Annotated in this window: 16 protein-coding genes; 14 read left to right on the top strand and 2 right to left on the bottom strand. The window is 44.0% G+C overall.

Annotated elements, in window-relative coordinates; genetic code table 11:
• Positions 1-120: 120 nt before the first annotated feature.
• Entirely contained in the window at positions 121-585 is a 465-nt protein-coding gene (locus tag Q4546_RS15985) for a thioesterase family protein (protein WP_102440200.1), read from the bottom strand.
• Between the two features lie 156 nt (positions 586-741).
• On the opposite strand from Q4546_RS15985, the gene recQ reads away from it, so the two are divergent.
• The 7 genes from recQ to glpK all read left to right on the top strand — a co-directional run bounded on the left by recQ (position 742) and on the right by glpK (position 11,765).
• Positions 742-2,613 (top strand): DNA helicase RecQ, encoded by a 1,872-nt coding sequence (recQ, locus tag Q4546_RS15990; protein ID WP_303446596.1) that lies wholly within the window; start codon positions 742-744, stop codon positions 2,611-2,613.
• Between the two features lie 763 nt (positions 2,614-3,376).
• Positions 3,377-4,945, top strand: a complete 1,569-nt coding sequence (gene leuA, locus Q4546_RS15995) for a 2-isopropylmalate synthase (protein WP_102440202.1) — start codon at positions 3,377-3,379, stop codon at positions 4,943-4,945.
• Positions 4,942-6,036 (top strand): 3-isopropylmalate dehydrogenase, encoded by a 1,095-nt coding sequence (gene leuB, locus Q4546_RS16000; RefSeq protein ID WP_102440203.1) that lies wholly within the window; start codon positions 4,942-4,944, stop codon positions 6,034-6,036. Before leuA ends, leuB begins: the two co-directional genes overlap by 4 nt.
• Complete coding sequence (gene leuC / locus Q4546_RS16005; protein WP_102476554.1) at positions 6,036-7,439, top strand: 3-isopropylmalate dehydratase large subunit; 1,404 nt, start codon at positions 6,036-6,038, stop codon at positions 7,437-7,439. The genes leuB and leuC overlap by 1 nt, the downstream gene beginning before the upstream one ends.
• A gap of 24 nt (positions 7,440-7,463) precedes the next feature.
• Positions 7,464-8,069 carry a 3-isopropylmalate dehydratase small subunit gene (gene leuD, locus Q4546_RS16010; RefSeq protein ID WP_102440205.1) on the top strand — a complete coding sequence of 202 codons (606 nt, stop codon included), beginning with the start codon at positions 7,464-7,466 and terminating at the stop codon, positions 8,067-8,069.
• 530 nt (positions 8,070-8,599) lie between these two features.
• Complete coding sequence (locus Q4546_RS16015; protein ID WP_303446600.1) at positions 8,600-9,958, top strand: outer membrane protein transport protein; 1,359 nt, start codon at positions 8,600-8,602, stop codon at positions 9,956-9,958.
• Positions 9,959-10,283: 325 nt separating this feature from the next.
• Positions 10,284-11,765 (top strand): glycerol kinase GlpK, encoded by a 1,482-nt coding sequence (glpK, locus tag Q4546_RS16020; protein WP_102440207.1) that lies wholly within the window; start codon positions 10,284-10,286, stop codon positions 11,763-11,765.
• A gap of 28 nt (positions 11,766-11,793) precedes the next feature.
• Here glpK and Q4546_RS16025 read toward each other — a convergent pair whose 3' ends face one another.
• On the bottom strand, positions 11,794-12,063 hold the full coding sequence (locus tag Q4546_RS16025; protein WP_303446597.1) for a hypothetical protein: 270 nt from the start codon (positions 12,061-12,063) through the stop codon (positions 11,794-11,796).
• A 543-nt stretch (positions 12,064-12,606) separates the two neighbouring features.
• On the opposite strand from Q4546_RS16025, the gene mraZ reads away from it, so the two are divergent.
• From mraZ to mraY, 7 genes are read left to right on the top strand one after another with little or no spacing between them, the layout of a single operon-like run.
• Positions 12,607-13,065, top strand: coding sequence for a division/cell wall cluster transcriptional repressor MraZ (gene mraZ, locus Q4546_RS16030; RefSeq protein WP_102440224.1), 459 nt, complete (start codon positions 12,607-12,609; stop codon positions 13,063-13,065).
• A gap of 22 nt (positions 13,066-13,087) precedes the next feature.
• Positions 13,088-14,029 carry a 16S rRNA (cytosine(1402)-N(4))-methyltransferase RsmH gene (gene rsmH / locus Q4546_RS16035; protein ID WP_102440209.1) on the top strand — a complete coding sequence of 314 codons (942 nt, stop codon included), beginning with the start codon at positions 13,088-13,090 and terminating at the stop codon, positions 14,027-14,029.
• Positions 14,030-14,043: 14 nt separating this feature from the next.
• A complete protein-coding gene (gene ftsL / locus Q4546_RS16040) occupies positions 14,044-14,358 on the top strand; it encodes a cell division protein FtsL (protein ID WP_102440210.1) in 315 nt (104 codons plus the stop codon).
• Positions 14,359-14,368: 10 nt separating this feature from the next.
• Positions 14,369-16,105: a penicillin-binding protein 2 gene (locus tag Q4546_RS16045; RefSeq protein WP_102440211.1), complete on the top strand. Its 1,737-nt coding sequence runs from the start codon at positions 14,369-14,371 to the stop codon at positions 16,103-16,105.
• The gene (murE, locus tag Q4546_RS16050; RefSeq protein ID WP_303446601.1) at positions 16,102-17,637 is read left to right on the top strand and encodes a UDP-N-acetylmuramoyl-L-alanyl-D-glutamate--2,6-diaminopimelate ligase; all 1,536 of its coding nucleotides are present in this window, start codon (positions 16,102-16,104) and stop codon (positions 17,635-17,637) included. The genes Q4546_RS16045 and murE overlap by 4 nt, the downstream gene beginning before the upstream one ends.
• Positions 17,634-19,007, top strand: a complete 1,374-nt coding sequence (gene murF / locus Q4546_RS16055; RefSeq protein ID WP_303446598.1) for a UDP-N-acetylmuramoyl-tripeptide--D-alanyl-D-alanine ligase — start codon at positions 17,634-17,636, stop codon at positions 19,005-19,007. The genes murE and murF overlap by 4 nt, the downstream gene beginning before the upstream one ends.
• Positions 19,008-20,090, top strand: coding sequence for a phospho-N-acetylmuramoyl-pentapeptide-transferase (mraY, locus tag Q4546_RS16060; RefSeq protein WP_102440214.1), 1,083 nt, complete (start codon positions 19,008-19,010; stop codon positions 20,088-20,090).
• Positions 20,091-20,096: the final 6 nt, after the last annotated feature.

Consider the following 20,096-nt stretch of genomic DNA (forward strand, 5'->3'; position numbering starts at 1 on the left):
TCATTTTTCAATAAGATCCACTAATTAGCCTCAGCATTATCGCAGTTGGTATAAATCGGCAAGCTAATATGTTTTAAGTTTATGTTTATGTTCGTTTTTTATGGATTTAGTCCTAATGAGTTAACCCACCATATAGGTCCCAGTACCGAAGGCGATATGGGTACCTTGTTCATTATGTAATTCCATGCGACAGACTGATACCCGATTACCTGAACGAATGACGCAACCAGTGCCAGTAAATATTTCTCCACGTCCAGGGCGCAAAAAATCAACCCGCATATCAATAGTGCCTAAGGTGGTTAGACGTTGTTGTAATTGCTCCAAGGTCCAGTCGTCTCTGCTTGATACTAAGCCGGCAAAACAGGTCAGCCCGCCAACTACATCGAGCAAGGTTGCCGTCACTCCGCCGTGTAAAATATTTTGATGAATATTACCAATAAGCTCAGGCTTCATTTTTATCACCACTTCGACACCATTTTCGTCATAGCGCTTTATCTCTAAGCCGAGTAAATTATGAAATGGCACATGTTGGTCAAATATTTCAGCGACTTGCTTTAATGCTTGTAGTTGGACATCCGTAGTCATATGCAGCCTAATTTCTATCGTTATTATTGTAGAGCATTTAATCTAGCCTAATCCCTTTGGTAAAATCAATGCTGCATATTTGAGCTGTTGCGGTTTGTGTGCAGACATCTTCGCCTCAGTGCTTTAAAATGCTGCATCTGATCTCAAGCCCTATTAATGGATAATCTTATTTCTAGCCCAGTCGAGTCTCAAGTTCCAGCGCAAGCGATTGTCTCAGCAACCCCAGTTGTGGAAGATGTGCTTGGACAGCAATTACAGCAAATCTTTGGTTATCGTGACTTTCGCGAAGGTCAGCGTGAGATCATTGAGCAGACCTTAAGTGGCCAAGATACCCTAGTGATTATGCCAACCGGTGGCGGTAAGAGTATGTGTTATCAGTTGCCAGCATTGATCCTCCCGGGATTAACCATTGTGGTCTCGCCGCTGATTTCGTTAATGAAAGATCAAGTTGATAGCTTGACTCAGTCAGGTGTTGCCGCCGCATATTTGAATTCCTCTTTACCCCGCGATGAAACCGTTGAGATTTTAAAACGCTTACACAAAGGCGAAATTAAACTGCTTTATGTATCACCAGAGCGTTTGCTGCGGCCTGACTTTATCGAGCGGATGCATGAGTTACAAATCTCACTGTTTGCCATTGATGAGGCTCACTGTATTAGTCAATGGGGTCATGATTTTAGACCTGAATATGCCGCCCTTGGCCAACTGAAACAGTTGTTCCCGTATGTGCCACTGATGGCGTTAACCGCGACGGCCGATCAGGCCACCCGTGAAAGTATTTGTCAGCGCCTTCAAATCAGTCCTTTTTGTTTACTCTCCAGTTTTGATCGCCCCAATATTCGCTATACCGTGGTTGAAAAACTTAATGCCGCTAACCAGCTCAAACAGTTTTTACAATTGCAAAAGGGCAGTAATGGCATCATTTATTGTAGTAGCCGTAGGCGAGTCGATGAAGTTGCCGATCGCTTAAAACTGCAAGGCTTTAGTGCAGCGGCGTATCATGCGGGGATGACCCAAGAAGAGCGTGGCGCGATTCAAGATAAGTTTTTAAAAGACAAAATCGATATTGTGGTCGCCACTGTGGCATTTGGTATGGGGATTAACAAATCCAACGTCCGCTTTGTGGTGCATTACGATATCCCCAAAAGTGTAGAGTCTTATTATCAAGAAACAGGCCGTGCCGGCCGTGATGGTTTAGATGCCGAAGCTTATATGTTGTTTGATCCTGCCGATATAGGCCGCGTTAAGCACTTGATTGAGCAATCAGAACCTGGCCCACAGCAAGACGTTGAATTACATAAAATGAATACCATGGCAGCCTTTGCTGAAGCGCAAACCTGCCGTCGACAAGTATTACTGCATTACTTTGATGAAACTGGCTCAAAACCTTGTGGTAACTGTGATATTTGTCTCGACCCTCCTAAGCGTTATGATGGCAGCGAAGATGCCAAAAAAGTGCTGTCGTGCATTTTTAGACTCAATCAATATTTCGGTGTTAACCAAGTCATTGATGTACTGCGGGGCTCAAAAGCCGCCAACGTGATGGATCGCGGCCATAACAAGCTGTCCACTTGGGGCATTGGTAAAGATCACAGTCATGAATATTGGCTCAGTGTGATTAGGCAACTTATTCATTTAGGTTTAGCGAGCCAAGATATTACTCGCGGCTCTTCAGTAAAGCTAAATGAATCAGCACGACCAATATTACGCGGGGAAGCCAGCTTACAGCTAGCTGAACCTCGCATTCAATTAGTGACTACTAAGCGCCGCACCAGTTCATCACGTGCACCGCAGCAATATGATCGTAAATTGTTTGCCAGGCTCAAGCTACTGCGCCGTGAACTGGCTGAAAAACATGATGTGCCACCATACTTGGTGTTCAATGATGCCACCTTAGCGGAAATGGCGGCGATGGTGCCCACCAGTGCCGGTGAAATGCTGGCAGTAAATGGTGTCGGTGAGCGAAAGCTAAGTCGCTTCGGCGGTGATTTTCTTGATGAAATTAGTCAGTATTTGATTGAGAATTAACTCACTCGCCTTCAAGGCTATGTTAATTGCTTTAGCTTAACCTGCTTATCTGCAGCATTGGCGGTGACTACTTAGCCGCTAATGCTGGTTCTAGTTCCTGATAAACACTCCTACCTAATCATTTGATGGCTTTGATTGCCCTAGTCTGTTTGCATTTTAAAACAAGCATGTCATGGTTTATCTTCCTCGCTTAGCCTCGTAAAGAGCTAAGCTTCTTTGTGCTTAGATATAACTAAAGCCTTCCTTTAAACAGATTAATATTAGAAATTTCAAATCCATTTTTTTGCATATTAATAAAGTCAAAAATAAACGATAAATTACGTGTAAACAGCAGTGTACGGGCATGTGGGGATTTATTTGTGCTTAAAAGCGATGAATAATTCAGGCTTTTAAGCTGCAGTGTTGCACAAAAGATGAATAAATTGGGGTTGACACAGCCAGCTGGTCAGGATAAAAAGTGGGTATAGATAAATTAATCGCAGAATAATTAGTTAAATAAAATGAATATTTATAGTGGTAACATTTTACTGGGTCTCCTTCTTCTCTTACGCAATATTTGCGCGGAGTCCTTTGTGTTACAAGCTAAATAAGTTTACTAGTATTCACAAACCCCGCGCTAATAGCCGCGGGGTTTTTTGTTTCTGCCTCTGATTGATTTATATAACAAACAAAAAGTCTAATGAACTAAATGAGCAAAGCACTCAAATCCATTAGCAAAGCGAACAAACTTTAACGTGAATAACCAGGTTCGATGGAGAAAAAGATGTCCGATAGAGTCATAATATTTGATACCACATTAAGAGACGGCGAGCAGGCGTTAGCAGCCAGTTTAACGGTTAAAGAAAAGCTGCAAATTGCATTGGCTCTTGAGCGTTTAGGTGTTGATGTTATGGAAGTGGGCTTTCCTGTGTCATCGCCTGGTGATTTTCAGTCAGTGCAAACCATTGCAAAAACCATTAAAAATAGCCGAGTGTGTGCCTTATCTCGTGCATTAGAAAAAGATATCGATGCCGCAGCGCAAGCATTATCTGTTGCTGATCAGTTTCGAATTCATACCTTTATTTCAACCTCAACCATTCACGTTGAAAGCAAATTAAAGCGTTCATTTGATGACGTATTAGAAATGGCAGTGAGTGCGGTTAAATATGCCCGCCGCTTTACTGACGATGTTGAGTTCTCTTGTGAAGATGCTGGGCGTACCCCCATTGATAACCTTTGCCGTATGGTAGAAGAAGCTATTAAAGCGGGTGCTAGAACCATTAATATCCCAGATACCGTGGGTTACACCGTCCCAAGTGAGTTTGGCGGCATTATTCAAACCTTATTTAACCGAGTGCCGAATATCGATCAAGCGGTGATTTCGGTGCATTGTCATGATGATTTAGGTTTATCGGTAGCGAACTCAATTACTGCTGTTGAGCATGGTGCTCGCCAGATTGAATGTACGGTTAATGGTATTGGTGAGCGCGCTGGTAATTGTTCATTAGAAGAAATAGCGATGATTTTGGCAACCCGCAAGAATTTACTCGGGCTTGAAAACAACATTAATGCCAAAGAAATTCACCGCACTTCATCCCTTGTAAGCCAGCTATGTAATATGCCGATTCAGGCTAATAAAGCGGTAGTGGGGACTAATGCATTTTCGCATTCATCGGGTATTCACCAAGATGGCATGCTAAAAGCTAAAAATACCTATGAGATCATGACGCCTGAAAGCATTGGCCTTAATCGTAATAACTTGAATATGACTTCGCGCTCAGGTCGCCACGTGATTAAGCACCGCATGGAAGAAATGGGCTATAAAGAAACCGATTATGATATGGATAGTCTTTACGATCAGTTTTTGAAATTGGCAGATAAAAAAGGCCAGGTATTTGATTATGATCTTGAAGCCTTAGTGTTTATCGAAGCGCAATCTCAAGATGATGATAAGTACTCACTGCAACATTTAATGGTGCACTCAGATTCAACTGAAGGTGTAGCCACTGCCACGGTGCGTATAGTGGTTGATGACAAAGAAATAACCGAAGCGGCAACCGGTAATGGCCCAGTCGATGCAGCATACAATGCTATTGCCCGTGCAACTGGTCGCAGCATCAATATTACTAATTACAAATTAAGCGCTAAAGGCGAAGGGCAAAACGCCTTAGGCCAAGTGGATATTACAGCTGAATACAATCAGCAAACATTCCATGGTGTCGGCTTGGCAACAGATGTTGTCGAGTCATCGGCTCAAGCGTTAGTTCATGTCATGAACTTAACCTATCGCGCCGATAAAGTGGCTGATTTTAAACAACAGATTCATAAAGAAAGGGAGTTAGGTGGAGTATGAGTTATCAAATAGCTGTATTGGCCGGAGATGGTATTGGGCCAGAAGTCATGGCTGAGGCACGTAAAGTGCTTAATGAAGTTGAAGCCCGATTTGCGCTGGACATTGAATATGCTGAGTACGATGTGGGTGGTATTGCCATTGATAACCATGGTTGCCCGCTGCCTGATGCAACCTTAAAAGGCTGTGAAGCCTCAGATGCCATTTTATTCGGCAGTGTTGGCGGGCCTAAGTGGGAAAACTTAGCCCCCAATGATCAGCCAGAGCGTGGCGCATTATTACCGCTACGTGGTCACTTTGAACTGTTTTGTAATTTACGTCCGGCAAAATTACACGCAGGGCTTGAACATATGTCACCATTGCGAAGTGATATCTCTTCACGTGGCTTTGATGTGTTATGTGTGCGTGAATTAACGGGTGGCATTTACTTTGGTAAGCCAAAAGGTCGTCAAGGCGAAGGCCTGGATGAAGAAGCCTTCGATACCATGCGCTATAGCCGTCGTGAAATAGAGCGTATTGCCCGAATTGCGTTTCAGTCTGCTCAAGGTCGCCGCAAAAAAGTCACCTCAGTAGATAAAGCTAACGTATTAGCCTGTTCAGTGTTATGGCGTGAAGTGGTTGAAGAAGTGGCTAAAGACTACCCTGATGTGGAGCTTGAACATATCTACATCGACAATGCCACCATGCAATTATTACGTCGCCCAAATGAATTTGATGTGATGCTGTGTTCGAACCTATTTGGTGACATAGTGTCAGACGAAATTGCCATGTTAACCGGCTCAATGGGGCTATTATCTTCAGCAAGCCTTAACAGCAGCGGTTTTGGTATGTATGAACCTGCTGGTGGTAGTGCACCTGATATCGCAGGTCAAGGCATTGCTAACCCTGTGGCGCAAATTCTATCTGCAGCCTTATTACTACGCCATAGCTTAAAACTTGAAGATGCCGCGAGTGCGATAGAACGCGCAGTAGGTAAAGCCTTATCAGCTGGCTATTTAACTGGTGAGCTATTAAGTAGCGATGAGCGTCATAATGCAAAATCAACCAGTGAAATGGGTGACTATATCGCTAATGCTATTAAGGAAGGTGTCTAATGGCAGCAAAAACCTTATATGAGAAAGTATGGGATGCCCATATTGTCGCATCACCTGACTCAGAAGCGCCGATTGTTTATGTTGACCGTCACTTGGTTCATGAAGTGACATCACCACAGGCTTTTAGTGGTTTAAAAACAGCGGGTCGTAAATTACGCGCCCCTGAAAAAACCTTTGCCACTATGGATCATAATATTTCGACCTTAAGTGCTAGCCTTGATGCCATGAGCCCAATGGCGCGTATTCAGGTGGAAACCCTAGCGCAAAATTGTAAAGAATTTGGCGTGAAGCTATATGACATCCATCATCCAAATCAAGGCATAGTCCATGTCATGGGGCCAGAGCTTGGTATTACCTTGCCCGGTACTGTGATTGTTTGTGGTGATTCACATACAGCAACCCACGGCGCTTTTGGCGCATTAGCATTTGGTATTGGCACCTCTGAAGTTGAGCATGTGTTAGCCACCCAGACGTTACGTCAGTTAAAAGCTAAAACCATGAAAATTGAAGTCCGTGGTCATGTGGCTGAGGGCATTACGGCTAAAGATATTGTATTGGCTATCATTGGCCGTTTGGGTATGGATGGCGGTACCGGTTACGTGGTTGAGTTTTGCGGCGAAGCCATTGAAGCTTTATCAATGGAAGGGCGCATGACCTTATGTAATATGGCCATTGAAATGGGCGCCAAAGCTGGCATGGTCGCACCTGATCAAACTACTTTTGATTATCTTGAAGGTCGTGAATTTGCCCCTAAAGCTGATGCTTGGACGCAAGCAGTTGCAGATTGGACCGCACTTAAAACGGATGCTGATGCAGTATTTGATGCCGAAGTGGTACTTGAAGCTGCAGAAATCGCGCCGCAGTTAACTTGGGGCACTAATCCAGGCCAAGTGGTATCTATTGATGCACAAGTGCCTAACCCTGAGTCTGAGCCCAATGCAACTGTGCGTGACAGCATGGAAAAAGCGCTTGAGTATATCGGCCTGACTTCTGGCACCAATATGGTGGATATTGCGGTTAATAAAGTCTTTATTGGCTCATGTACTAACTCCCGTATTGAGGATTTACGTGCCGCAGCCCATCATGCTAAAAACCGTAAAGTGGCCGAAGGCGTCACCGCTATTGTGGTACCGGGTTCTGGACAGGTGAAACTGCAAGCAGAAGCGGAAGGTTTAGATAAAATATTCCTAGAGGCAGGGTTTGAATGGCGCTTGCCTGGTTGCTCAATGTGCCTGGCAATGAACGATGACCGTTTAGAGGCTGGCGATCGCTGTGCATCTACTAGTAATCGTAACTTTGAAGGTCGCCAAGGGCGTGGCAGTCGAACTCACTTAGTGAGCCCTGCTATGGCTGCAGCTGCAGCGATTGCCGGTCACTTTGTTGATATTCGTAAGCCTTATTAATTGCCAACCCACTAGGAGAAACAGATGCAAGCTTTTACAGCACATACGGGTTTAGCGGTTGCAATAGATAGCGCAAATATTGATACCGACCAAATTATCCCGAAGCAATTTTTATCAAAAGTCACTCGTGATGGTTTTGGGGTGCACTTATTTCATGATTGGCGTTATTTAGATGACGCGGGCGAGCAGCCTAACCCGACTTTTTCACTTAACTTACCGCGTTATAAAGGCGCGTCTATATTGCTAGCACAAGAAAACTTTGGCTGTGGATCAAGTCGAGAACATGCACCGTGGGCATTAGCTGACTTTGGGCTACGGGTGATTATCGCGCCAAGTTTTGCAGATATTTTTTACGGTAACTCCATTAACAATGGCTTATTACCTGTGAAGTTAACCGCAGCGGAAGTGAGCCAATTAATGGCTGAAGTTGATGCTCAAGAAGGAGCTGAAATCAGTGTTGATTTGCAAGCTCTTACTGTAACGTCACCACAAGGCAGTACATTTAGCTTTTCATTGGCAGAGTCAGCAAGGCACAAGCTGCTTAATGGTTTAGATGCCATCGGCTTAACGCTGGAATTTGCTGCGGCAATTAGCGACTATGAAGCCAATATTCCTGCTTGGCGTGGCTGATGTAAGAGTGACGAGTCAATTGTAAGTTCAACATTGGCGATTAACATTTAAGCTTACACTTGTACCTACGTGGTATTAAATAAAGCCTTCTAGCTAACCCTAGAAGGCTTTTTTATGTGTCTCAACAATAATTTACTATATATCACATTGTATTTATTGGTTTATTTATTCATAAGATTTGGCGGTTTATATCGGTAGTTAAAAAAACTATAAAATTCAGCGCAGGTTTGTGAGTTGTATATTCTTTAGTAAGTTATTGAATATCAATATTAAAAATATTTTGGTTAACTATTTTTAATATGCTTCAGCGAATCAATTAGTGTAATTGACGCTTTTTCTCGCTTGGTGTGTGATCCTTATCACTTAAAAATATTGCAAACACCGAAAAGGTAGTTATTTCTTCTGTTTTTAGGCATTTAGTTGTAAATATATTCTGCATCAGTACACTTGCCCCGATTTCAAATTGAGCTATTGCTCTAATGATGTAAGAGATTAAGCAAATAATAAATTTGCATACCCGGGGACAAATGATGAAAAAGAAATTATTAACCGTGGCAGTAAGCGCCATGCTGTTAGGGGCAACGACTCAAGTAAGTGCAGCAGGCTTTCAATTAGCTGAATATTCTTCTACAGGTTTAGGCCGTGCTTTTGCTGGTGAAGCTGCGATGGCGGATAATGCTGGCGCCCAAACTAAAAACCCTGCCATGTTGACTTACCTTGAAGGTCGCCAATTGTCTGCAGGTGCTATTTATATTATGCCTAATGTTGATGTGCTGGGTGAAACCAGTATTTCATCGCCTTTATTAGGGGCTGATCCAATTGTTATCCCAAGCAACGCCATCGATTTTGCCGGTGATGCGCTTATCCCAAATTTTTATTACTCGAATCAGTTAAACGATAACTGGACTTGGGGCCTGGCTTTTCATTCAAATTACGGCTTAGCGACAGAATTGGATGCAACTCATTCAGCAGCGATATTTGGTGATGATACTGCAATCACCACCGTAGAATTTAACCCAAACATTGGCTATAAAATCAATGATGCGGTTAGCATTGGTGCGGGTCTGCGTATTGTTTACGGTGAAGGTAATGTTGGCGCATCAATGCCAGGTTGGATTGATGGTATTAAAGCTCAGTTGCCTGATTTAGCACCTATGCTTCCGGCTGCTGGCACAAGTCTTAAATACATGGAAGGTGATGATATCGCCATCGGTTGGAAAATTGGTTCTAGCTGGCAGATTAATGACAAGCACCGTTTAGGTTTTGCTTATCACAGTGGGGTAGAGCTAGAACTGGACGGCCATGCGTCTGGGCTACTTTATGACGGTGGTCAAAATGTTAGTATTGAAGGTTACTTACCGATTGAGATCCCTGCTTTTGCAGAGCTTGCATCTCATCACCAATTAACTGAAAACTGGGCCATGCACGCCAGCGTTAACTGGACTCAGTGGAGTGTTTTTGATGAGTTGGTAGCATACTTCCCTGGCGAAACTAAGCCAATTGACGCAACAACGGGTTTACCATTGGAGTCTGATTTAGTTAAAGAAGAAAACTTCAAAGATAACTGGCGCTTTGCACTAGGTACCACTTACCAGCTCAATGACAAGTGGTTAGTTCGTGGCGGTATGGCACTAGATCAAGGTGCTGCGCAAGACGAATACCGTTCCACAACAATCCCAGATTCAGATCGTTTATGGTTTAGTGCCGGTGCGGGTTATCAAGCCAGTAAAAACCTTACGGTTGATTTTGCCATCACTTACATCAAAGGCATTGGTGATGCACCAATTGATGAGACTCAAGACTTATTAGGTTTAGCGTCTGTGAACTACAGCGGTGATGTTGAAGCCGATGTGTGGTTAGCAGGTGTGCAGTTTAGCTACAAAATGTAGTCGACAGTATTATTAATACATTTAAAGCCTCGCAATTGCGGGGCTTTTTGTTATTTGAAAATCATAAGACTAATATCGATACGCCAGCTATATTTGACAAGCCAAAGTATGAAGTAAAGCCATCGTCATATGCTAAGTTATTAGGTGCTTACTGGCTTTACCCCAAAGTGACATAGCATGTCTAGGTAGAATAAACCCTTATAACTGTGATGACAGCACAAGCATTGCAATGTAAAGCATGATAAATCACATAAATAAACGGGTAGTTGATTCACTACTTTCAGTTTATGTGAACAAACTAAAATAAATAATATGAGATAGTGATATGCAAGCTAAGAAATACATTATTGCATTAGATCAAGGCACAACCAGCTCTCGTGCCATTGTATTTGACCATAAAGCCAACATGGTTGCGGTAGCGCAGCGTGAGTTTACCCAGATTTATCCTCAGGCCGGTTGGGTCGAGCATGATCCAATGGAGATTTGGTCATCTCAAAGTTCATCATTGATTGAAGTGCTATCTCGAGCAGGTATTAGCGGTGATGATGTTGCCGCTATGGGCATCACCAACCAACGTGAAACCACCGTAGTGTGGGATAAAAAAACCGGCAAGCCGATTTATAACGCCATTGTGTGGCAGTGTCGTCGCAGCCAAAGTATATGCCAGCAACTCAAAGCCGATGGTTATGAAGCTTATATTAAATCCGCCACAGGCTTGGTGCTCGACCCGTACTTTTCCGCCTCAAAAATCAAGTGGATTCTAGATAATGTTGAAGGTGCAAGAGAAAAGGCCGAGGCCGGTGAGTTGTTATTTGGCACCATAGATACCTGGCTGGTGTGGAAGCTCACAAAAGGCAAAGTACATGTTACTGAACCCACCAACGCCTCACGGACCATGTTGTTTAACATCCATCAGCAGCAGTGGGATGACAAGTTATTAACGGCCTTTGGTATTCCGGCTTCGATGTTACCTGAAGTGAAACCCTCTTGTGCGGTCTACGGTTCAACCAGCATTGTCGGTGGCGATATTACCGTGGCGGGTATGGCAGGGGATCAGCAATCGGCATTATTTGGTCAATTATGTTTTGAACCTGGAATGGCCAAAAATACCTATGGCACAGGCTGTTTTTTACTGATGAACACCGGTGATAAGGCAGTGGTATCGGATCATGGCCTATTAACCACCATTGCTATAGGCGCTGATTTAAAGGTTAACTATGCCCTTGAAGGGGCAGTATTTATGGGCGGCGCGGTGATCCAATGGCTGCGGGACGAAATGGGCTTGATCCAAGATGCTCATGACACTGAATACTTTGCCAATAAAGTGGACGACACCAATGGGGTATATTTAGTACCAGCCTTTGTCGGCTTGGGCGCTCCGTATTGGGAAGCGGATGCCAGAGGCGCGATTGTCGGACTTAGCCGCGGGGTTAATCGTAGCCATATTATTCGCGCAGCGTTAGAAGCCATTGCATATCAAAGCAAGGATTTACTCGAGGCAATGATACAAGACTCAGGGGTCGAACTTAAACAAATCCGCGTTGATGGTGGCGCAGTGGCAAATGAGTTTTTAATGCAGTTCCAAGCCGACATCAGCAATGTTGATGTGATCCGTCCGCAAGTGACTGAAACCACAGCCATGGGAGCAGCCTTTTTAGCAGGTCTTGCGGTTAACTTTTGGCAGTCTACAGAAGAGTTACAAAACATTGCCGTGGCTGATAAGCATTTTTCACCAGCAATGGATGATAGCTGTCGTCAGGATTTGTATCGCGGATGGAAAAAGGCGGTGAGGAAAACCATCGGCTAAAGGGCATTTTTAAATCACTGGTAAACGACTAAATTTCAATATCAATATGCTTGAAGTTTGTATCGTCGTTAGTGGCCGGATTTGCATCATCGGTGTTGTTGGTTTGAGCAAGCTGTTTTCTGGTTAATGGCGCTGGTGGCAATTGTGTTTGCGGCGCTGGTGGCAATTGTGTTTGCGGCGCTTCATGGCTATCAGCACTGATAACAGCTGAGTCAGTGACTTTTTTCACCTCTTTTTTAGGCGTGGTGACTTGTCTTGGCGGTCTGGCAGTCACTGCATAGAGAATATCTAGGTTCATTATTACCTCCTTCAAGGCTGTATTCAGTATATCTTGTTATCGGCCGTTTTGATTGTAAATTGAGTGGCTAATGGTTTGAATATATGACGCCAGCAGTCATCCTTGTTTGAGGATGTTTTAGCGTAAAGGCAATATTAAAAGTTTGGAATTTGCTTAGGTTTAAAAGCGCAAGGCAGCAATAAAATTTGTTGAACTGGTTTTTCTCACATCGTGAGCGAATATTTATTATACAAGATATAACTTTGATACAGTGGGCATTGTCATTTTAAGATGATAATGGTCAATTTTTAGCACATTTTAGTCACATTTTACTCGATAGAGTCGTTGTTATGTGTATGGTTTCGTTCATTTAGCCCCATAAAATCCACTTTCCTCCACCTAGAACAAATTAAATCAAATTTGCTGCGAACCCGCTTCAGAACTGGATTTAATTAATCTTCTCATCCCTTGACAATACTTGTGTTGTGTCCCTAAACTTAATGGTTGTGGGGAATTGTGGATTTTTGTGGGAATTTTAATAACAAATCATAGGGATTAATGATCGTGTTTCGGGGCGCCAGTGCGATAAATATGGATGCAAAAGGACGGATCGCAATACCAATGCGATACCGAGAATCCTTGCGTGTTGAGCACAGTGGCATTGTCGTCATCACCGTTGATATCCAATCAGCTTGTTTATTGATTTATCCAATCCATGAATGGGAACTGATAGAAGCAAAACTAATGCAGCTGTCAGACACCAATCACATTGAACGATCCATGAAACGAAGATTATTAGGCCACGCTCATGAATGTGAGTTAGATGGTAATGGTCGTGCGCTCGTTCCCCCCGCATTAAGACAATTTGCCAGCCTGCAAAAGAAAACCATGCTGGTGGGTTTGCTGAATAAGTTTGAGTTGTGGGATGAAGCCGCTTGGCAGTTGCAGATGGACGAAAGTCATCAGCTAATTCAAGCAGAAGATCTCACTAGTCATGAAAGATTAGCTAATTTTTCATTATAAATAATTAATTAAGAAGAGTCTGATGAGCCAAGAATTTGCCCATTTATCTGTACTGCTACAAGAAACCGTTGATGGTTTAAATATCCAAGCGGATGGCATCTATATTGATGGCACCTTTGGTCGTGGTGGTCATTCAAGGCATGTGCTGAGTCAGCTCGGTGAAAACGGCCGCTTGATTGCCATCGATAGAGATCCGCAAGCCATTGAAGCGGCTAAACAGTTCGCCGATGATCCTCGCTTTCAAATTGTGCATGGTGGCTTTGGTCAGTTGGCCGAATACGTTACTGAGTTAGGTTTGAAAGGCAAAATCAATGGCGTGTTATTGGATTTAGGTGTGTCTTCACCGCAATTAGATGATGCTGAGCGTGGTTTTAGTTTTTTACGTGATGGTCCATTGGATATGCGTATGGATAACAGCCAGGGTCAAACGGCCGCTCAGTGGTTAGCGAGAGCTGAAATTGAAGATATGGCTTGGGTATTTAAAACCTATGGCGAAGAGAAAAACTCGCGTCACATCGCTCGCTGTATTGCTGCTGATCGAGATGAAAAACCCTTTTTAAGAACCAAAGATTTAGCTGACCTTATTGCCCGAATTACTAAAAATAAAGAGCGTAATAAGCATCCTGCAACGCGGGTGTTCCAGGCGATTAGAATTTATATCAATAGTGAATTAGAGCAAATTGATCAAGCCCTTGAAGGTGCTGTGTCGGTACTGGCCCCAGAAGGGCGTTTATCGGTGATCAGTTTCCATTCATTAGAAGATCGTATGGTGAAGCGCTTTATTCGTCGCCATAGCCAAGGTGAAAGCGTACCTCATGGCTTGCCCATCACTGAAGCTGAAATTAATAAATCTAAAAAGTTAAAAGCCATTGGTAAGGCGATGAAGCCTTCTGATGTCGAAATTGAACAAAACCCACGAGCAAGAAGCTCGGTGTTGCGCGTTGCGCAGCGACTTGATTATTAATTACTGAGGTTATATTGGCACCGTCATCAATCAATTTATCCCGCATTGTGTTAGCCGATATTTGGCAGCACAAGTGGATATTATTGCTGACGCTAATTGTAGTCGGCAATGCGATGAGTGTGGTGTATACCAGCTATGCGACCCGAAAACAGACCTCGCAATTAGATCAGCTATTACAAGAACGTGATCGTTTAGATATTGAATGGCGCAACTTGTTGCTGGAAGAGCAATCTAAGTCAGAACACAGTCGAGTGACAAGGATCGCCACTAAAGATTTAAAAATGGTGCGACCACTACCTAAAGAAGAAGTGGTTATAAGGCTGCAATGAGAAAGGAATAATGAGCAGACAAGCTAAACGTAAATTAAACCCTGAACTGATCCCATGGCGACTATTCGTTGTGGTGGGTTTTGTGCTGCTGCTGTTTACTGCGTTAATTGCCCGTGCCGCCTATATTCAAATTATTGAGCCTGAAAAACTACGTCACGAAAGTGACATGCGCACCTTACGCACCACCAGTAATCAAGTACAGCGCGGCCTAATCACCGACAGAAATGGTGAAATGCTGGCAGTGAGTGTGCCAGTACGAGCTGTGTGGGCTGATCCTAAAATTTCCCACGATAAAGATGCATTTAAAGATATGCGCCGCTGGAAAGCGCTGGCAGATATTTTACATGAGCCAGTTGATGAGATTGTGAGTAAGGTGCAGCGCGACCCTAAAAGGCGCTTTATTTACCTTAAGCGTCAAGTGACCCCTGCGGTAGCGGAATACATCAAGCAACTGAAAATTGCTGGCATCTATTTAAAGTCTGAATCACGCCGCTATTATCCCGCAGGTGAAACTGCCGCCCAGCTAGTGGGTTTAACTAATATTGATGATGTAGGCATTGAAGGCATCGAAAGTGCTTACGATAGCTGGCTTACTGGTACCCCTTCAAAACAAAAAGTCCGTAAATCCCGCGATGGTAAAGTAGTACAGCGTTTAGATATGGTGGAAGAAGGCGAGAGCTCAAATGATTTAGTCTTGAGTATCGATCAACGCATTCAGCAGCTAGCTTATCGCGAATTAAAACGCGCCACAGAAATAAACCAAGCCACTTCAGGCTCAGTGGTGGTACTTGATGTACACACCGGCGAAGTACTGGCGATGGTGAATACACCGTCATATAACCCCAATTCTCGAGAAAACTTACAATCTCACCGCATGCGCAACCGCGCCTTAACCGATACTTTTGAGCCGGGCTCCACTGTAAAACCTTTTGTGGTCGCAGCTGCGCTGCAAGCGGGCACTGTTGAACGTGATGATATGATTAACACCTCACCAGGCTGGATGCGTGTTGGTGGCCGTCAAGTGCGTGATACGGTTAATTACGGCAATATGACCTTAGATAAAATCTTGGTTAAGTCTAGTAACGTGGGGATCAGTAAAGTCTCTTTATCGATGCCCGTGCAAGAATTATTGGGGACTTACCAGTCAATGGGCTTGGGTAATTATTCAGGAATTAACTTAGCAGGTGAAAGCGCCGGCCTTATCCATGATCGTCGTCGTTGGTCTGACTTTGAACGCGCGACCTTATCTTATGGCTATGGTTTAACGGCCACCCCACTGCAATTAGCCAGAATGTATGCCACTTTAGGTAGCGGCGGTGTCTTGTATCCAGTATCAATTTTAAAGCTAAAACAAGCACCTAAAGGTGAACAAGTTATTTCACAGCAAGTCGCCCAAGATGTCATGGAAATGATGCTAGGGGTAACTGAACGTGGCGGCACCGCCACCAAAGCCCATATTGATGGTTATCCTATTGCGGGTAAAACGGGTACTAGTCGTAAGTCTGTCGCCGGTGGTTACGGTGATGATTATGTCGCACTGTTTGCCGGGGTTGCGCCAGTGCATAATCCCCGTTTAGCTATTTCTATTGTGGTTAATGAACCCAAAGGCGACCGTTATCACGGTGGCGATGTGGCAGGCCCCGTATTTGCAAAAATTATGTCTGGTGCGTTACAGATGCTGAATGTAGAACCATTAAATGAACAAGAAAAAGTTAAATTGGCCGCCATTGCTAAGAGGGCTGAATAATGCTGCTTAGTGATTTATTAGCACCCTGGTTTCATTATGCTGGCGTTGAGTCAGTGGATACGCTGAGCCTTGATAGCCGCCAAGTATCCCAAGGTGGTTTATTTGTCGCCTTGCCAGGCCACAAGGTTGATGGCCGTAAATTTATCAGTAAAGCCATTGAAAGTGGTGCAGTGGGGGCGTTAATTCATACCGATAACCCTGATGAACATGGTCAAGTTGAATACCAAGATAATGGCGCGGTGCTGATATCGTTTTTTCAATTAACTCGGCAGCTTTCGGCTGTTGCAGCGCAGTTGTATCCGGTTAATCATTCACCAATGGCGATTATTGGGGTTACGGGAACTAATGGTAAAACTTCTGTTAGCCAGCTTATTGCGCAATTGGTATCACTTAAACAGCAAAAAGCTGCAGTCATGGGTACATTGGGCAATGGTGTTTGGGGTCAATTAATCGATAGTGGCAATACCACTGCTGATGCCATTACTTTGATCCGTCAATTACACCAATTTCAAGCCGAACGGGTCAATGTGTGCGCCATTGAAGTCTCCAGTCATGGCTTAGTGCAAGGCCGAGTGGAAGCCGTGCCTTTTGATACTGCTATTTTTACTAATTTAAGTCGTGATCACCTTGATTACCATGGTGATATGGATGCTTATGGCGCAGCTAAAAAGCGTCTGTTCACCTTTTCCTACGTCAAAAATGGTTTGATTAATCTTGATGATGGTGTTGGTCAGCAATGGTTCGATGAGCTAACAACAGATTCCATCTATGGCTTTAGCATTAGCGCCAATAAAACGGCGCAATTTTATACTGACAATATGCAGTTCAATGATGCTGGTGTGCAGTGTGATTTTGTTTACCCACACCTGGATAATCACAGCGGCCAAAAAACGACTTTAGCACTACGCGGACGCATTGTTTCGCCTTTATTGGGTGACTTTAACTTAGCAAACCTTGTGGCAGCCCTAAGTGGCTTGTATTTGCAAGGTTATGACATGCAAGAGTTACTTGAATTAGTGCCACTATTAACGCCCGTTGCTGGTCGCATGGAGCGCTTTAATCAGCCAAAGGGGCCCACCTTGGTAGTTGATTATGCCCATACTCCGGATGCTATCGAACAAGCGTTAAAAGCGCTGCGGATTCATTGTAAAGGCAAGCTTTGGTGTGTCTTTGGTTGTGGCGGTGATAGAGATAAAGGCAAGCGGCCTTTAATGGCCCAAGCGGCCGAGCAGTTTGCTGATACTGTGATGGTCACCAGTGACAATGCTCGTAGTGAAAATCCTGCGGCCATTATTGAGGATGTATTAGCGGGTTTGGCATTTCCTGAGCGTGCACTAACACAAGTTGATCGCATTAAAGCAATTAACACCGTGGCTTCACTGGCTCAAACAGGCGATATTGTGTTGCTTGCAGGTAAAGGCCATGAAACCTATCAAGAGGCCAATGGCATCAGAACTGAATATGATGAAAGAGCACTGGCTATCGAACTCACTCAGCCAACGTCTAACATGGCATTAAAGGAGCGCTTATGATTGCCCTGATGCTTTCACAGCTGGCGCAAACCCTTAATGGCAAGTTCGTGGGCGATGACATTTGTATTGATGATGTCAGCAGTGATAGCCGAGCGATGCAAGCCAATACCTTATTTGTGGCGTTAAAAGGCTTACGTTTTGATGGCCATAGCTTTGCAAAAACCGCCATTGATAATGGCGCTAAAGCCTTATTGGTTGAACGTCAGCTTGAGCTTGATATTCCGCAAATTATAGTGGCAAATAGCCAAATAGCCATGGGCGAAATCGGCGCGTTAGTGCGCGCTAAAGTAAACCCTAAAGCCATCGCTTTGACGGGCTCAAATGGCAAAACTACAGTAAAAGAAATGGTGGCAGCTATTTTAAGCCAGCATCATAGCGTGCTTTATACCGCCGGTAATTTTAATAATGAAATCGGGGTACCGTTAACCTTATTGCGATTAACCCAAGAGCATGAATATGGCGTTTTTGAACTGGGCGCCAATCATCAAGGCGAGATTAACTATACTTCATCTTTGGTGATGCCTCAGGTGGCGCTGGTAAATAATATCGGCCATGCACACCTAGAAGGTTTTGGTTCAATTGAAGGCGTGGCTCACGCCAAGTCGGAAATCTTTAACCACCTCAGCGCAGATGGCACCGCCATTATCAATGCCGATGATGACTTTGCTGAGTTTATGGCGCAAAAATCAGCCGCATTTAAGCAGCTGCGTTTTTCTAAAGTAGCCACCACAGATGCAGATATTAAAGCATTAGCGCTTAAAGCTGATGCAAGTGGTTGTTATGCCTTTAATTTAGAAGTTTCTGGCCAGTCCCATTTTGTGCAGCTTCCTTTAGCAGGAGAGCATCAGGTCAGTAATGCTTTAGCTGCCAGCGCCATTTGTACTGCATTAGGCGTCGCCCTCAAAGATATTATTAACGGGCTTTCAAGCCTAACGCCAGTAAAAGGGCGAATGGTGCCGCACAAGCTGGGGCGTATTTTACTGGTTGATGATAGTTACAATGCCAACCCAACATCAGTGGACGCTGCGATTAACTGGTTACAACAAACTCGAGGTTTTCGATGTTTAGTGCTGGGAGATTTGGGTGAATTGGGCGACAATAGCGCCCTTTTGCATGCCGAGGTCGGCCAACAAGCCAAATCAGCGGGTATTGATGCCTTGTTTTGTTGCGGACAGCTAAGCGCTGAAACCAGCAAAGCCTTTGGTTCTGAACACTTTAGTGATTCAAAATCCGTCGCGCAGGCAATGATTAAAAAAGTAAATCAGTTATCGGGTGAGGTAACTATTTTAGTTAAAGGTTCACGAAGCGCAGCAATGGAAACTGTAGTCGAAGTGTTGTTGGATGCCAATGGGCGTGGGGAGTTTGTGTAGATGCTGGCTTATTTAGCTGAGTATTTAACCCAATTTTATAGCGGGTTTAATGTTTTTTCATATGTAACGTTTAGAGCGATCTTAGGTTTGATGACAGGGCTTATTTTCAGCTTGTGGTTTGGTCCTAAATTGATCGAACGTTTGCAGTTATTACAAATTGGCCAAGTGGTCAGAAATGACGGCCCAGAGTCACATTTTAGTAAGCGTGGCACCCCTACAATGGGTGGTTTGCTGATCTTGGCAGGCATATTTGTCAGTGTTTTATTATGGGGTGATTTATCAAATCGATATGTCATCGTCATGCTATTTGTATTAGGTACTTTTGGCGCGATTGGTTTCTTAGATGATTATTTGAAAGTGGTAAAAAAAGACTCTAAAGGTCTGATTGCTCGCTGGAAATATGCATCGCAATCCATAGCGGCATTAGCGGTAGCCATCTATTTATATAGCTCGGCAACGCTGCCGGGTGAAACCCAGCTAGTGGTGCCATTTTTAAAAGATGTGATGCCGCAACTTGGACTGCTTTATATTGTTCTTGCGTACTTCACCATAGTGGGTGCCAGTAACGCGGTTAACTTAACCGATGGTCTTGATGGTTTAGCTATCATGCCAACTGTTATGGTAGCAGCTGCATTTGCATTGATTGCCTATTTATCAGGTCATGCACAGTTTGCGAGTTATTTACATATTCCACACTTGCCGGATGCTGGTGAACTAGTGATTGTATGTACCGCGATAGTCGGGGCTGGTTTAGGGTTTTTATGGTTTAACACCTACCCAGCGCAAGTGTTTATGGGTGATGTAGGCTCATTAGCATTAGGTGCAGGATTGGGCGCCATTGCAGTGTTAGTCCGCCAAGAAGTGTTATTGGTGATTATGGGCGGCGTTTTTGTGATGGAAACGGTGTCGGTGATTTTACAGGTGGGTTCATATAAATTGCGCGGTCAGCGGATTTTTAGAATGGCACCTATTCACCACCATTACGAATTAAAAGGTTGGCCGGAGCCAAGAGTGATTGTGCGCTTTTGGATTATTTCACTATTCCTAGTCATGCTAGGGCTGGCAACGCTTAAGTTAAGGTAGTTAGCA

The sequence above is a fragment of the Shewanella sp. 4_MG-2023 genome, from assembly GCF_030548015.1.
GTDB lineage: Bacteria > Pseudomonadota > Gammaproteobacteria > Enterobacterales > Shewanellaceae > Shewanella.